Origin of the sequence: Nitrospira sp. BLG_1 (assembly GCF_047338595.1) — a bacterium.
In the GTDB taxonomy this organism is placed as follows: domain Bacteria; phylum Nitrospirota; class Nitrospiria; order Nitrospirales; family Nitrospiraceae; genus Nitrospira_D.
Map to the genome: position 1 here is coordinate 14,180 of NZ_JBLFBO010000034.1, position 16,108 is coordinate 30,287.

At 52.3% G+C, this 16,108-nt stretch carries 14 protein-coding genes; all 14 read right to left on the reverse strand.

Annotation, left to right across the window (positions count from 1 at the left end; translation table 11 throughout):
* Positions 1-93: 93 nt before the first annotated feature.
* Entirely contained in the window at positions 94-1,848 is a 1,755-nt protein-coding gene (locus ACMTNU_RS16400) for a tetratricopeptide repeat protein (protein ID WP_413936385.1), read from the reverse strand.
* Between the two features lie 199 nt (positions 1,849-2,047).
* Complete coding sequence (locus ACMTNU_RS16405) at positions 2,048-3,007, reverse strand: FRG domain-containing protein (protein ID WP_413936386.1); 960 nt, start codon at positions 3,005-3,007, stop codon at positions 2,048-2,050.
* Between the two features lie 39 nt (positions 3,008-3,046).
* The gene (locus tag ACMTNU_RS16410) at positions 3,047-4,180 is read right to left on the reverse strand and encodes a hypothetical protein (RefSeq protein WP_413936387.1); all 1,134 of its coding nucleotides are present in this window, start codon (positions 4,178-4,180) and stop codon (positions 3,047-3,049) included.
* Between the two features lie 86 nt (positions 4,181-4,266).
* Positions 4,267-4,680, reverse strand: a complete 414-nt coding sequence (locus ACMTNU_RS16415; protein ID WP_413936388.1) for a hypothetical protein — start codon at positions 4,678-4,680, stop codon at positions 4,267-4,269.
* A gap of 58 nt (positions 4,681-4,738) precedes the next feature.
* A complete protein-coding gene (locus ACMTNU_RS16420; protein WP_413936389.1) occupies positions 4,739-5,371 on the reverse strand; it encodes a hypothetical protein in 633 nt (210 codons plus the stop codon).
* 18 nt (positions 5,372-5,389) lie between these two features.
* The gene (locus ACMTNU_RS16425) at positions 5,390-6,964 is read right to left on the reverse strand and encodes a hypothetical protein (protein WP_413936390.1); all 1,575 of its coding nucleotides are present in this window, start codon (positions 6,962-6,964) and stop codon (positions 5,390-5,392) included.
* A gap of 580 nt (positions 6,965-7,544) precedes the next feature.
* A complete protein-coding gene (locus tag ACMTNU_RS16430; protein WP_413936391.1) occupies positions 7,545-8,561 on the reverse strand; it encodes a thermonuclease family protein in 1,017 nt (338 codons plus the stop codon).
* On the reverse strand, positions 8,497-8,892 hold the full coding sequence (locus ACMTNU_RS16435) for a hypothetical protein (RefSeq protein ID WP_413936392.1): 396 nt from the start codon (positions 8,890-8,892) through the stop codon (positions 8,497-8,499). Before ACMTNU_RS16435 ends, ACMTNU_RS16430 begins: the two co-directional genes overlap by 65 nt.
* Positions 8,893-9,219: 327 nt before the next feature.
* Positions 9,220-10,698 carry a Dyp-type peroxidase gene (locus tag ACMTNU_RS16440; protein WP_413936393.1) on the reverse strand — a complete coding sequence of 493 codons (1,479 nt, stop codon included), beginning with the start codon at positions 10,696-10,698 and terminating at the stop codon, positions 9,220-9,222.
* Between the two features lie 72 nt (positions 10,699-10,770).
* Positions 10,771-12,300, reverse strand: coding sequence for a hypothetical protein (locus ACMTNU_RS16445; RefSeq protein ID WP_413936394.1), 1,530 nt, complete (start codon positions 12,298-12,300; stop codon positions 10,771-10,773).
* A gap of 32 nt (positions 12,301-12,332) precedes the next feature.
* Positions 12,333-13,619, reverse strand: coding sequence for a cytochrome P450 (locus ACMTNU_RS16450; RefSeq protein ID WP_413936395.1), 1,287 nt, complete (start codon positions 13,617-13,619; stop codon positions 12,333-12,335).
* Between the two features lie 249 nt (positions 13,620-13,868).
* The gene (locus ACMTNU_RS16455) at positions 13,869-14,828 is read right to left on the reverse strand and encodes a biotin-dependent carboxyltransferase family protein (protein WP_413936396.1); all 960 of its coding nucleotides are present in this window, start codon (positions 14,826-14,828) and stop codon (positions 13,869-13,871) included.
* Positions 14,825-15,586: a LamB/YcsF family protein gene (locus tag ACMTNU_RS16460; RefSeq protein ID WP_413936397.1), complete on the reverse strand. Its 762-nt coding sequence runs from the start codon at positions 15,584-15,586 to the stop codon at positions 14,825-14,827. Before ACMTNU_RS16460 ends, ACMTNU_RS16455 begins: the two co-directional genes overlap by 4 nt.
* Positions 15,583-16,108 (reverse strand): 5-oxoprolinase subunit PxpB (pxpB, locus tag ACMTNU_RS16465; protein ID WP_413936398.1); only part of this gene is annotated, 526 nt, incomplete at its 5' end. The genes pxpB and ACMTNU_RS16460, both read right to left, overlap by 4 nt.

Below are 16,108 nucleotides of genomic sequence, written 5' to 3' on the forward strand. Positions count from 1 at the left end.
AATGGACTGTGCCTGCTTGGCTGGAGCCTTCGAGATGGGCGAACCCAATTTGTGCTCTCTCCCATTGAGAACCGTTGCCAAAGCAACCTGCCACTATTTTGGTGTTTTTAAGGATCGAGTCATTGCCGATTTCAACAAAGTTACTGCTTGTCTAACTCCTGGTGGTGGTGACTTAGAATTCAAAAGAACCTCTGCATCCTGGAGTGCATTATCAAGTTGATTGGGGCGAAAAGTTCCCCCTTGCAAAATTGATCGAAGACTTGAACCCCTTTTCTCCCTATCTTGAGCGGCAGTCGAATAAAGCGAGTGCGCCAGCTTCTCATCTGGTTTATCGAGGGAGAGCATAGTCAAACCTTTTCTCCAGAGTGTGCGCGCCTTTGCCTTCCTGCCTTCGAGCCAATGTGCAATGCCGAGATTGAATACGGGCGACCAACTTCGAGGATCAAGCGATATCGCCTGTTCAAATTGCCTTCTTGCTCGTTTGAAGTCTCCTGACAGCAAGTAAAACCATCCCAGCCCGTTGGCATTGGCACTATCCTGCGGTGACAGTCGAACTGCCTGTATCATCGTCTGTATCGCCTGGAGGTATTTCTTTTGTCCTCCGTATACCAAAGCAAGATTCGAGCATGGCAACGATTCACCCGGATTAAGGTCGATTGCCTTTTTTAGAAGGGCTTCAGCCTCTGGATAGTTTTTTTCGTTAAGAAGCAACGCACCTAGATTGTTGTATGCCCAGAAGTATCCGTTATCCCGCTTGATCACCTTACGATAGAGACCCACCGCTTCTTTGTAATTGCCTTGCTCATCCGCTTCATATGCCTTTGCAAAATAGTCGGCGGCTTCTGTTTTTCTAATCTGTTCTTCCTGGTGTGTCATTTGGTCTTTGAGCGCCGTCACCACTTCCCCTAAAATCTTGGCTGAGTATTTAGGGTGGAGCTCTTTCAATCCTTCGATTATCGAAGTCTGGCGTTCATAGATCGATCCAATCATTGTGCGCGCATCTAGCTCAACTGTGCTTCGGATTTCGTTCATCATTTCATCGAATCCTTCGATCTCGACGAGAAACCCACCCTTGGCACGTAACAATTCTTGAACGCCCGTATTGGGCTCCTCATATCGACGGACACACCAATACAGATCATTCTTTTCGGAAATGGATGACAGAATTTTCATCACCGAGGCATCATTTCCGCTGTACCCCACAACGGCAAGTCCGTACTCAGCGAGTACCTGAGCAACCTGCCTAGCCATATTGGGATCTTGAACTGCGGTTTCCGTATCCGTGTTCTTTAGGGTTGAATAAAGATAGTCTCCGTGCAGCTTAAGTATCTTTGGACGTGAGGCTGTAATGCGCATCTCTGATGCCAAGACACCGTAGGCATAGACGATAGGCCTGATTGGGCTGTAACTTGTGCATGCGGCATATATGAGGTCGTCGAAATTAGTGGTGAGTATCGACTGAATGTATTTCTTGGCCATCAAACTAGCGAGTACGACATAACCAAAGGATGGACTTTTTCCATCAATAAGTTTTTCAATATAGCGTTGCCTTCCCAGTTCCTTGGGCTCATATTTCTCAAACATTTTTGAGTAGTCGCTTCCTGCCGCTCTATACCAGTGCTGGCCCTTTAGCCATTTGTCCCTATCCTCTTCGGTTGCATTGGTCAGCGGGCAACTCTCATCAAGAATCCGATTGCGGAAAAACCTGATCATCTCGTTTACGGTGATGACGCCCGACTGCTTGGAAGCTCCCGCCCCCAAGAAAAAAGCAAATCTAGGCATTGCGCCATCTGTGCCTTTGATCTTATGGGCAAGTTCTTTTACTGTTGCGCGACGAATGTCTGGCATTTGTGACTCTATTGCGTCAGATATGACTGTTGGCCTATTCAGTTGATCACCCCACATTGGGAAATCTGGGAGCTGATCGTGCTTGTAAAGATTGCTAAGTCCTTGGTGCGCTTCCAAATTGCCGCACTCGAATGGCAGACAATTGAAGGCCGAGTCTTGCGCATAATGTTGGGGCGAGACGGTAGCACTTGCCCAAGATTCACACCATTCCTCCTTGGACTAAGGGTAACTTCTTCTCTAGTAAGTCAACACTCATGCCTGACTTCACTTCAAGCTTATCTTGTTCAAAAGGAGTGGTTACTGATGTTCTCTCACTCCATGCCTCACCGTAGTAACGTTTGAGCCAACTACACAGTCCTGGGAGATCGGGATAGAGCGTACGCTCCGAAATGTTGTTTTGGTCGAGCATATCGCGGATCTCAGATTTTGCAGAGCTGGCAATATCGATTCGCAGCAGCAAATCGGGGAACTCGTCAGTATATTGCCTCAAGAATTCGTTCTGCGACGCGCTAGAGCCGTTCATGATTGAAAGCAAACCAGCCTGATTCGCAATGCGTTGATCGAGCGACGGAGGTTCCCAGAGGAGCATTAGTTCTCCGGCATCATGACTTGCATCAAATGCGGACAGATCAGCAAAGCTCTTTTCTAATAGGCGAGTGTCGTAAACCCAAGCAATTCTTCTAAGACTTTCGGCTGTACCGTTGCTTCGCTCATTGAGGTGGCGAAGAATGCCAGCATGTAGACACCAAATACTTCCGTCTTGGTTGTTAAACTCGTCCTTACCACATGCGAAGTGTGCTGCAACAAAGGGGGAGAATGTCCAGTCTAGGCATCTTGTTGGCAGACCATTATGTTGTCCCACAGCAAGGATATACCATTCAGAACGGTTGTCGAATGTGCCAGCAATTGCATACTTTCGGAAACTTCGGATCAGCGATCGTTCAATGACGTCGATATCGCCATGGTTATTGCGAGGTAGCCGCTGGAGACTCGTGCGAAGTCCCCATTGGGCAACATCGATTCCTCGGAACACATACGGGGAGCGCAAGTGATTGCCTTCTTCGGGTCGAGATTGAACTAACCGCCTCGAATGAAGTTCTTGAACCAGCTCACTCCAAGTGGTGACTCGAACGAGTTTACCTGGGAGGGGTATGGACATAAGATTCTTTCTACTTCTTCTTCCTGAAGTTGGAATACCCTAGGGTCTAGGCTTAGCCGTCTCCAAGGTGCCTGTAGGTTTATCGGGATCAAGCTTATCGCTCTTAATTCGTTCAGGTCTTGACTGGAACATCGCTGCAAAAACATCTCCTAGCTTCTCCGTGGCAATTTTGGCAAACATGCCAGTCAGGGCTGCAAGGGCGTAGATTGAAATGAGATTGAGATTGGCAATAGCGGTCCCTCCGTTCCCTTGACCGGTAGGAGTGAGAATCCCAACCCTGAGCAGCATGTAAACTATGGGGGCCAGTGCTGCTCCAACCAGTGGAAGAGAGAAATAATACGGAAGCCAGCTACGTTTGAGTTTCCGTTCGCCTACGTAGTTCACAAGGGACCCCAGCAAATGCAGCGATCCTCCTAATGCGCCCAATAGAATGACCATATGGAGTACTGTTGATTCAAGCGGACCTTCGTTGTTTTTTATTGCTTCGACAGCATCGATGGCTGCGATACTGGCTATTTGTTGAGCTTGTTCTTTGATTCGTTGCTTTTCAGTTGCATCTCTTTTTTCAGGCGTATCTAATTCTGTCTCTGTTGCTCGAGCTTTTTCGGCTGCCGCATTAGAACTCTTCTTGGCTTCTCTTAGAAGAGTGATTGCCCCCGAAGCTGCGTTAATTTTCTCTGTATAATCCAATCTTAAGGCGTCGTCCCATCGGGATATAATCAGATACAGCAGTGCCACAACAAGGATTCCACCAAAAGCTATGCACCCATAGACGGCCTTGGTCGATGCGTAGGTGGCAGACATGATATGTCGAGGATCGTTTGGTCCATCGAGTGCAGGAATTGGGGGTGGCTCATCAACTGAAGACTTCGGAGGTTCGTCAGGTCGAGGAGCAGGAGCTGGTTTTATAGGGGGTAGTTGTTTAGGTGACGAAATGGTTGTCAATGAATCGCGAACTCCAAGGAGTTCGTTGAATCGGCCGCTCTTTTCGTCATCGGGGATTTGCCCCCACGCATCGCGGTTGAATTGACCCGCTCCAGTCAGGATGTCCTTGAACATGTCATCTGGAGGAAGGTCATTGAGCCCAGCCTTACCTTCAGTCAAAATAGTTCGTTTGAGCGCAACGATCTGCTCAACTACATCTTTGACATCTTTTTCCGCAACGTCCGCCATGGCCTATCCCTCCTGATCTTCGCTGTGTAGTAGAGATATTCATTAGCTACATTTCGCATCACTCATGTCATTAATGTTTTGTGGAATCATGCCCGATTATAGATATCAAGAAGATCCGTCGCTGCTTTCACCACAGTAGTAGCTCTGACATTCACATCCCGCATCTTGGCTAGGCGAGCAGTAATACTCTTGGCAGCCTCGATGTCGTCGTCAGAGGGTGGCTGCACGCTTAGCTCCTTCCTCAGGAAGGCGAGTAGTCGTCCGTTGATACGATTTCGCTCTCTGTCATATTCGACCCGCTTTACGTTAGCCAGGTCCTCATCCTCAGGTTTCGCAGAAGGATCCCCTCCATCCGCTATCCAGTTCAACTCGCGGATGGCATTACTAAGCCCAGATGCAGCCTCGACGCTTAGTTCGACAAATGGATCTGGCTTTGGTGCTGTGGAATCATCTGCCATAGTTGCTGTTCTACTGCGCGTCGCCCGCGTTGGTTTTCCCATGCCCATAGTCTCCTTTAGAGTGACAATGGTTAGCCGCAAAAATCATGTTCACCGTTACTTATGGGGCTGCTGAGGACACATCGATCGATTTAGCTTCATTTTTGTCCTTCTCTTTAATGACATCAATTTTGTTCGTTGCAGCGCTTGACGCCTTCGTGGCATCATCCTGTGCCTTCTTGAGGCTGTCGGCTATGTTCTGGGCGAAACCGGTCAAAAATGTCACGTGGTGCTTTAAGGATGGATCTTTTGATAGTGCTGCGAGGTGTTTAACCGTATCAGCAAGTTTCTCAGACCGTTGCCCTTTTGCTGCAAGGCGCATTTCGATGACCTTCCCCGTGAGCAATTTGATCTCAGATTCACGCTTGCCTGCTGCATCTGTGTAAGCTCTGATCATGCCAAACAGATCCTTGCGCTCTTTGAATGCAGGGTCGCCTTCAAGTGCTGTCCACTCGGCTAATCTACGTTCATTATAGTTTTCAGTTCTCAAGGTTGAGAGCTCGAGCATGTTGATGAGTCTGTCGCGAGCTATATCTATTTCCTGTTGAGATTTGGTGAATTGTTCAACCTGGTCGTTGAGCTGACTCGTATTGGCTGAAAGGACAGCAGCGTAGTCTCTGACGACCGATGGGCTGCAGCCCGCAATTAAAGATGTCAGTGCAGTGCCAAGAAAGATAGCAGCGAGCTTCTGCATAGTTCATTCTCCCGGGTATTATCTGTTCACTCCGATTGCAATGCCCGCTAGGCCAGCGGCGTGAATCAGATTGGCGATGTCTTCCGATGTAAGGCCTGAGGAATGGTAGCCGACGAGTTCCTCTAATGGAGAGGCAATCACGTGCTTCCATAGATTCAGTGCATATTCTGAGGCGTCAAGCGCTTGCTCGTGATCCAGCGAGATTAGTGTGATCTCGATTTCTTCCTGAAGAAGCTTATCGACGGCAATAGACTCCGCCCATACCAATAATGCATGAATGACGTGCCCTTTGGTGTTGGAAGCGGTCAAAAGTGAATTTACGTCACTTGTTGGGTTGCTGATGGATGCTTTCGCGAGGGAATTCCTCGCATCAATAAGTTTCAAACCTTCTGCGATCAGAACCGATCTCTGCTTCTCTAGAAGATCAAGCCTCTGTTTTCCCCTATCGACAGCTCGCTGTACTCGATCAATCTCAAGTTTCAGCCGTTCCTGCTCGAAGATGAGCGGAACCAACTTGACCCTCGTGGAAGAATCTTGAATCTCTTTCGTGGCATTGACCAAGATGGCTGCCGCATCTCCCGCCATGTCAGCCTTGGAGCGAGCGTTTCCGTTGGCCGTTTTTGCTTCGGCGGAATTCTCTTGTGCAAAGGCATGGAGGAATAGACCCACCTGTTCGCGGGCCACTTTGAGCTTCTCAAGATGAATTTCTACAAGCAGATCTTCTAATCCCACCCGCTTTGCTTTCGACTGAATGGGTTTTGCCACTTCATCAAAATTCTTGAGGGCCTCCTCGATCTTGCTACGGAGTGCTTGCACATCTTCGGTAGAATCCTTCACCTGGTTCTTGTAATCGTTTACTGATTCCTCGAGAGTCTTGCGCTTGTCAGTAATTATTGTCCCTAAGTCCCCTCTTAGTATCCTGCCGTCTAGTATCTTTTGGTTGAGTTCGCCAATAAGCCCTTGTGTTTGTGATTCCAAGTCCTTCAGATGACCAAGGTACTGAGTAGCTCTGTTTTTGTAATTATTGAAAAGCAGTTCAATCGTAGGATCGTTGAGGTTCTTGATTGCTTTCTCGTCTTCTGTTGTCGGTGGGAATAAGGGGGGACTTAATTTACGTGTCGAAATTGAAGCCAGATAGATATCGCGGCTTACTATGGCTTGTTCAAGTTCATCCTCCAAAGCATGCAGCACCTTGAGCATGCTAGGATCAGAAGGAATCCCAATTCGTGCTAGGCGGGTATTGATGAGATCGAGTAAACTTTTAGTCGTTCGCTTTTCACCTAGTGCGGTGATGATTGCGGCATCGCGTTCGGCCATCACATTGCGCCGAGTGACCGCCAGATCGCGCTCATTGACTGCAGCGAGTGTCTTCCGTTGTGATTCAATGAACGCCCCCACATCGGCTGATTTAAAACTGTCGCTGGCTTTTCTCGCGAGCTCCTCGTCAGCGGAATTGTGGAGATGGAGACCCTGTAGGTTTGTGCATCCCCCCAGCCAGACTATGCTAAAGATGGGAATCCAGAGATACTTAATCCCGTTAAGGAAAAGGTTACTGAGTTCCAACATGAAGCATTTGGGTTGACTGGCATGCATGACGTGTCTCCAAGTTATGAACCATTGATCAAGAACACTGACAGTCTTGGGTGCTAACTTCTAAGGACCCTTCTGCTCCGAGCCATCGGAAGCTGGTCTATTAAGGTATCTATCGCTAAGTACTGTAATTGTTCCGCATGGTGCATCCTCTTTGCTGGTCAGCTGATCGTCGAGGAAGGGACTCACAAAAATCCATCGTCATGTCGCTCTCTTCCTTCTCGGGGGCGGGACAATAACACTTGCCCCTTCTATGCGCGACCCCCTCCTTGGAATGAGGCCATACAGGTCATACTTGATGGCCTGAAGGCTCTATCAATGGATAGAGTCTTCAGGATCTATGCCTGCAATGTCTGTTTACTGACTCAATGTTGAGCGACTCTGCAGCAAGGACTGGACCAGGAACTAGGTAGTGTTGGCAGTGCGAATTCTGAAGAATTACGTATGGTGGCGTAGAAGGAGAACGGTGAGGTGAATCTCTTTCGATTCAGGGTGTATCTAAAGAGATTCAGAGTGGGTCTCTCTGATGAGTGGCAATCGGGAGGGCGGTGGAGAATCGGTGGTGTTTTTGTTGCCGGAAAAATTACCACATTTCAATTGGCAGTCCCTCAGCGGTAAACAGTCGTGAGCCGGCTTCTTTGAAGACGACTTCGTCAGGGCCATAGATGACTTGCCGACCGGCCTTTACCATCTTTTCGATCTGGAACGGGGTTGCAGCTAGGAATCCTTCCTCACGCATGCTGGACCGTTCAAAGAACACATCATCCGGAAACAGGCTGAGATAGGTATCGAAGCCGCCTTTGAATGTGCCGAGTTTGCGATAGGCCCACCAGGTGCATTGGCGGCGGTAGAGCTTGGGGTGGATAAACTTCTTGGTCTTTTCCGGCGTGAGCGTGGCGGTTGCCGGCTTCTGGTACAGGAGTTGAGGGTCGAACTCACCAATGGTTCGGGTCTGGTATTGCGCAATCCCTTCCAAGGCGGTTTTTCCAAGAGCCCAGGCCTCCAGGCAAGCGTCCATTTCAGCTGGATGCATGGAGTTATACAGCGCCACGATCGCCAGCCCTTGCCGGAGAATCTCTAGATTGATGTCGATCTCGTTGATGAGTATGTTGCCGACGAACCGTCCGTACTTGTCCACGGCATCGGCCGGACCTTCAGGATCCGTCACCGCTGTCTGAAATCGGCAGGGAAGCGGGGAGGTGCCGAACGTGCGGAGGTACTGGCCCAGTTTGGCGGTGGCTGTTTCCGCTTGGCGCTGGCGATATTTCTTGACCAGTCCGGATCCCTTCAGGCTCCCAAACGGTTGACCTTTGTAGCTTTTCCCCTTCATGGATTGCGGTTGATAGTGCAGTTCAGGTGCATCGACTCCCTGTAGCCTGACAGTGATCTTCCCATTCTTGATGACCGGCTTGAACTGGCCAAACAATTTGACTCCGGCTCCGTCAAACTTCGTGGTGGGGTTGGGCACGTCGTTGGTTGGTTGATACTGAACGGCACCAGGAAGGACGGTCAGCACGATCTTGGTCGTATCGGCGTCAGATTCTCCTATCGGCCAGAACTGTGACAGATCTAGTGTTCCCTCGATCATCAGCTTGCCCATGTCGTCTGTCTCCTTTCAGCCGGAGGGGTTGCGCCACTGGATTCCGTTGCGAGAGCGCGATCGTTTGCTTCGGCTGCACGAACGCTTCCTGTTGGCAGGCTGGTGGACCTAGTGGACTAGCCGGGGCAAGAGCTTCACAGCGCCCACCTGGTTTGACGTTTGATCGTAGCGCAATATCGTGAGCCGGACTTGAGACAGGGGTCAGGCAGGAGGACTGACCGGTCGCCGCACCCACTGCTGCCTGTTGCCCCACAGAGTTCTTCTCGGCGCTCAGACTGACGACGAGCAACAGAAGCAACCACCCAACGCTCACCCACAGTGATGTACGCATGGCCTGTTCCTTTAGTGGGAGGAGGTACTGCAGAAGTCCATTCTGTATGCTTTGACGTCGTCCAACGCTGCTCATGGTCGTTTCCAATCTTCTTATCTCCCGACCTAGTACCACCTAGGTTGAGCAAGGAACGGGCCAAGCGGAATACGGAGCGAATTGGAAAAATTTATACAGAATGATGACGGTGGCCTGTCTCAAGAACTGTGCAGGTGTATCTCTTTTGATGCAGTGCGTATCTGAATGGATTCAGTATTCTTCTGGGAGTCATTGGGTGATCACGCTCCGAAGGCAATCCCACGCTATCCGTACGTTCGTAGTAGCCTGTTGTCATTTCATGCTTCCCAGCATCCGGATGGCGGCGATACCGGGTAGGAAGAAGTAGGCGCCGCCTCGCATCTGTACGAATCGAGGCATGTCAGAATAGGTGCAACGCACCGGCTCTTGTTGCACGGTGAAGGTAGATCGCTCACCGTCCAATACGCCGATGAGGGGATCGGGGTCGTCATAGAGTCCACCGAACTTTGGGTTGTTGGCCCAGAGGTTCTGGACGAACTCAAATTGGCGGTCGATTGCGGCATTCAGGCAAATAAAATGCAGCCCGCGCTCGGCGCCGTCGTCTGGAGCATCCATCAGCTTAGCCGGATCCATATTTGGTACCAATGGTTTACCGTAGGAACGTCCGCGACGGACGATCCTGTGCTGATTCGACAGCATCACTGACTTTTGAGGGTCATCGTTCAAGGAATCGCGGGGATTGGTCCGTCGGATATGTGAACCGATCGGGCAGTGAAACCCGAAGGGATCTGGGTGTGTTTGATGACGGGCATAGACAAACCGGTCGTGTGTCTGCAAGGTCGGCTGCGGGCCCGTCGGAGATTCGACCAATGGTGTACCGTCCGGCCAGCGGCCGACCATCTTTGCCGCCAGCTCAACGGGGCCATACCCTTTGTCGGCGGCTTGTCGGGCTACGTAGTTCCAAAAACCAACGACGTCTTGGTGCAATTGTCGGAAGACTAGAAATGTGCCGTTACGGCCGAACCCTTGGCCGTTCGCGTCCGTAGGACCTTCCGGCATTTCGCCATAGGCATTGGCATACCCCAGGAGAATTTCACCGGTGGGAATGATGTTGCCTGGGATAGCGTGACCATCCTCCCGTGATGGCATCCCGGCGATATGTGGTTGGGCGATTCCGTCGCGGAAGCCGAAATGCTCCTTCGGTCCGTTCGGGTTTCCGGTAGGATCACATTCGGGACCGGCCAAGAACACGGTGTCGAGCCCGGTGATGGTATGCAGCCCGGACATGTCGAGCTCATCCAGTACCGATTTCTTTATGTGAGATAACGTTGGGCCGTCTTTGGCATACATCAATAGAATAAGGTGCAACTTAGGGTCTGTCTCGCAGAGCCCTTCCTCGTCCGCATTTGGTTGACACGGCGCACTACCCCAACGCCAGTTGGCGGCACTGCTGGCACCACGATCCCCAAGGAGGCGTTCTCGATGCACTGTCGCCATGCCCTCGCGAAAGGCGAGGGGGAACTTGTCGAGAAGCTCTTTGCCGACACCGAGAGCCTGTAGTCCCTGATAGGTCAGGGCGAGGTGAAGTGCACTCGCGCGATCTGCCTTGTCATGACCGGTTGCCGTCGCAGGCTCAATGCGGTCGGCCAGCTTTGAGAGCCAGGCCCGTGCACGCTTCGCGTCAATCACTTGGAGCAGGACAAATTCCGCTGCAGGCAACTCCTTATACCCACGTTGCACCAATCCTTGAATGTCGCGAAACTCCACGTCAAAGTCCCCAGCGAGTCCCATTCTTCACCTCACTTTATAGCAAATAGCAACGTGACGATTACTCGATGTTCGCCATCGTGTTGCAGGCATGATTCACACCTTCCTCAGCCATTCGCTCAGCTCTGCACTGCTGTGCGATTCGAACAGTCCACGAGCAATATCGGTATTGTTATTCACGTTGACGACACTCAAAAGGGGATATGCGCTATACCACACCTGGGTTGGTACCTGGTGGTCACGTGTCCATTTTTTGAATTCCTGTTCTCGGCGTGCCCCTTGTTCGAAGAGGCGCTTCGCCGATTGGTTCCCGGTCCGTGATTGGGTGGACAGAACGAGTCTGAGGGCACGGGGAATGATCGTCCAGGCGGGAATTCTGGTTTGAGGGAAAAAGGTCGTGTTGCACCAGATGCCGGTGAGTCCGTCCGATGCCAGGTCGATAAAATCGCCAAGATAGCTTTCCCAGCTGAAGTCATAATTGCTGAAGAAAAGCAGCCGCCGGTTGTCGTCAATGAGGATCCATCGCGCGAAGTGAATAGTCGGGATGTCGCCCAGCTTGCCCTCAACGAAAACTCTGCTTCCGAGTAGGTTGATTGCCCACAACACTGCCCGTAGTGTCGCCAGGCGCATCCGTCCAGGTTTGATATTGACGACGTGGGTCATTTGGTTTTGTATCAGGCCGCGTCGGTTTTCCAGATCGGTGACGATCATCAGTCGCCTGCGGCTGCGATCGGAGACATAGGGATCCTTTGAGCCATCAGGATCCGGCGGAGGCCCATGCTGGTCGAGCAAACGGCGCTCACGAACCTGGTCACGCCGGTCGAGCAGGTTCAAGATCGTTCCCCACAGGCCGATAAACAGAATCAGCAGGATCAGGACAACCACACCCGCAACGACACATCGGACAAACCACGAGGGTGAGAGGAGGACGAATAAAAGCAGTACGGCACCGGCAAATATCCAAGAAGATCGTGATCCTAAAGAAGGCTTCTGTGGCTCACCAGCGTTTGGGGATGATTTCCATCCGCTCTGACCGGCAGACCTTCGCAATCTGGTCACCGCGTCTTCAGCAGTGGCGGGTGGTGGGGATGCGTCCAACCCCTTTCCCAGTGCTTTGCGCAATTCTTCTTCACTGTTGTTCGAGGTCCCCCAGATTTGTTGGGCGGACCGGCCAGGATGTCCACGGTAGAATGCCTCGTAAGGACGTTGGGCAGCCAGCAGATACGGCTTTATGGCGCCGGTTGCGGGTGCGGGGTCGCAGAATGAGAAAATCGCGTCCAATGCAGGACCGGCTACTGTAATGAGTTCATCGATATGCGCATTCAGAGGACCGTCATAGTCGGTTGCAAAGGCGAGACTGGCACTGATTCGTCTTCCCTCAGCGTCCATGGCTGGTTCCAGTAGCACCCAGCGGAGAAAATGCACAGTCGTCAGTTTGTGAAACTCGAGAAAGCACCGTTCTCTCGGTCGTGTCGGCGTGGATGGAAGAAGTCCTTCTACCTTGTCCATGAGGACTTCCCGTTCTTTCGTAATGTTCTGACCCACGGCATTCAGCAGTTTCTGTAAGGGCTTTACGTTCTCATCCCTCACAGGGAACAGAGCCGCGAATGCTGATTGATCCGGCATGAAAGGGCCTCCTCTGTTCTTACTCCATTGTGTTATACCGAAAATTCGAGGATCATCCGGTCTGGAAATGGGCCGTCATAGGCGATGCGGCCATCCCAGCCTGGGGCGCGATGTACGTCGGCCAACCGAAGAATGCCTGCCACGATCAACGGGATCTGGATTCCACTCACGTATCGACCTTGGCAGGCGTGGAGGCCGGCGCTGAAGTGAAGATAGCGTTTTGGGTCCCGATCGATTCGGAAACTTCCGGGATCGGGGAACGCAGCCGGGTCGAACATAGCAGAGAGTGTTCCGAGGTAGACCGTCTGCCCTCCCGAAAGTCTTTGCGGGTACGATCCGTCTTGTCCGAGCACGGATCCAGGCTGGCCATATCGAATGATGATCGGATTGTGGGGATTGAACCTCAGGGCTTCCCACACATATCGCCCCAGGGTAGCCTCATCACCTGTGTGCGCGGCTTGTCTTGCTTCGTGCAATTCCTTTGGTCGCCGCAGGAGTTGATCAATGACTTTGGCTGCAGCAGCGCTCGTGGTATCGACTGCGCCGACGATCAAGCCGGAAATATTTCGCCTGATACAATCGTCGTCCAACCACTCCATTTCTGGCTGTCTCTGACAGTGGAGCATGCGTGTCAACACATCGTCATTGGTCTGGTCTGGATTGGATGTGATCTCTGCTTTTCTTCTAGTGATCCACCCCAACAGGTAGGGGCGCATTTCCTCGAACGAGGTGACGGCTTTCTGTGCGACGCCCTTGTCGTTGGTCAGGTTAAGGAACAGATCGTGGAAGAGTGTGCGCATCCAACGAAGCATCACCGTATCATCTGGGCCAGGCACCCCGAAATACTCTCCCACCACTCGGAGCGGAACACGCCTTGTGAGGTCATTGACCGTATCAATCCATCCTTGCCTGTTGACTCGATCGAGGCATTCCTGAACGTGATCGGTGACGATGTCACGGATCCGGTCGATGTCCTCCCGTTTCATCACACTATTGAGGAGCGTCTTTTCCCGATCGTGCTGAAGGGAACGATCCATGCTGAGCACAAAAGGGCCGTTGTCACGGTTGGTTCTCTCAGCGTTGATTTCCGAGATTGTAAATTCCGAATCGCGAGCCAACGTATCCACGACATCGGCATGGCAACTCACGATGACACGTCGGCCGAATGTGAGGATCGGCGCCAGACGGCGGAGTAGTGCGTTGAGGGGGCGTAAGAGAATTGGACCGGTCAGCCAGGCTATCAGAGTGGCCTTACGTGGTATCCAACGTGAGAAGCAGGTTCCAGGAGCAGGAGCCGTACGGCTCTCGATATTTCTCATGGGGTTACCACGGTGATGTATTCCTTACAGGGTTTGTTTTATCGGCCACCTAGTGCAACTATCTATTCTATTTAGAGTGGCACAAGCAAGTAGTTTGCCACAATGAATGTTCGAGACTAGTGGAAAAGTAGGAGCATTGTTTCGTTGCCTGATGGGAGGAGGATTTGTACGGTGAATCTATTTCGATACACGGAGTATCGAAATAGATTCATGGTGGCTCAGTGGGACCATCTGCTGCGACTGACCGTCTCACGGTGGTAACTCTGCGTCGAGTTGGGCACGTTGCATTCGTAACAGACGCTGAGCGTGAGCCACAGTGCACAGAACAAATCGAATGCAGTCTCCGGGAGCCAGTTGTGCGGCAAGGGGAAGATCTGCAGAAATTACGACCGCGATCTTGGGATAGCCTCCGGTGGTCTGCCGGTCGGCCATCAGAAGGATCGGCTGCCCATCGGGCGGTAGTTGTAGTGCTCCTGTGGCTGTGCCGTCTGAGATGAACGGAGTCGACCCTTTGGGGTTGATTTTTGGTCCGGTCAGCCGGTACCCCATCCGATTGGATTGTGGAGAGACAGTATAGGAAGAGCCTGTCAGGGTTGTGATCGACTTCTTCAAAAAGTAATCCCCCTGCGGACCAAGAATAATACGAAGGGTGACGGAGTGTTCGTAGCGAGGGCGGAGCGGGTCGGGGAGTCTGGCGGCTCTTCGCCGGTTGACGAATGGTCGTGCCCGTCCACCACACACGATATCTCCTGGTTTCAGCGGCTTCCCATGCAGTCCCCCTGTGTCACTTGCCCAATGGGTTGCGCGACTGCCCAGCACCAGAGGGACGTCGATGCTGCCGGCGATCGCGAGATAGGCACGAGCTCCGGCTCGTGGCACACCGAAGCGTAATCGACTTCCGCGTGGAATCCGCATGCGTTCCCACATCGGAACGGAACGACCATCGAGCATTGGGGAGAGGTCAGCTCCAGCGATGGCAATAACTGCGTCTTGTTCAAACTGGAGCTCCGGCCCCTTCAAGGTTAGTTCAAGTACTGCTGCTTGGTCCGAGTTTCCTACGAGCCGATTGGCGACGATCGTGGAGAAAGAGTCCATTGCTCCCGAGACCGACACGCCATCGTGCTGATGGCCGTAGCGTCCCAGGTCTTGTACCGTGGTCAGCCACCCGCCCTTGACCACAAGGATCTCTGCTGGTTGAAGTGCCGTCATGTCTGGAGCGGCTTGGCAATACGGATACCAGCCGAATCAAGCTCTTGACGAATAAGCTGGAGGAACTCAACCGCCTGGGGAGTGTCGATGTGAACGCACAGGCTGTCGGCCAGGATGAGTACTCGCTGCCCGTCAATACTCGTGACATAGCCGTTGAGGATCTCGCGTAATTGCCGACGAACTTGGTTCTCGGTCCGTAACAGCGCATGAGGTTGCGAGCGAGGAACCAATGTGCCGTCAGACCTGTAGGCGCGGTCGGCGAATGTTTCTTGTATCACGGTCAGTCCGGCAGTTCTCCCGCTTTTTACGAGTTCTGAGCCAGCTAGGGCGAACAGCAGCAGGTGAGGATCGAATGATGTCACGGCTCGTGCAACGGCATCGGCCACCGAGGGATCTTTCGCTGCCAGGTTATAGAGCGCGCCATGTAGTTTGACATGGGTGAACGTCAGTCGCTCAGATGCCACCACATCGGCGAAATGTTTTAGCTGTGTGGAGACGAGCGATTCAACTTCTTCTGCAGAAGTCTGACGATCCCGGCGTCCGAAGTCTTGTGCATCGGGGAATCCTGGATGGGCACCGATGGCTACGTTGTGCTGTGAGGCCAGCGTTGCAGTTCGGCGCATGAGATCAGGATTTCCTGCATGAATGCCGCAGGCGATGTTAGCGGATGTAATCAGTGGCATGAGTTCGGCTTCACGAGCCAGCCACTCAGGGGTGTCGTACTCGCCCATATCACTGTTCAGATCAATGGTCGTCATGTTTCAGTCTCGCGGCTCAGCTGATCGAACTCATCCCGTACAATCGGTTTGAATCGGACTCTATCACCTGGTTTCAATAAGAACGGATTGGTCCTCGTCTTCCGATACAGAGAGATCGGTGTTCTACCGATGAGCCGCCAACCGCCTGGAGTCGCCGTGGGGTAAATCCCAGTTTGGCGATCGGCGATGCCGACCGATCCGGCCGGCACCTTCGTTCGTGGGGTTGCTCGGCGAGGTATGGCCAACTGTTCGGGGACGAGTCCCAGATAAGGAAATCCTGGGATGAATCCGAGCATATACACGCGATAGGGCACTGAGGCGTGCAACGCGATGGCTTCAGCGGGTTGTAAGCCGGCGAACGTGGCGACCTCTTCCAAGTCCTGTCCCCACTCGCCACCATACAAGACGGGAATCTCATGGAGAATGCCTGGTGGTTCAGCCTGGCCTGGTTCTCGTCGCGGTAAGGCCTTGAGTCTCTTGGCCAACGTGGCTGAGTCCCATTGGAGCGGATCAAAGTGAACG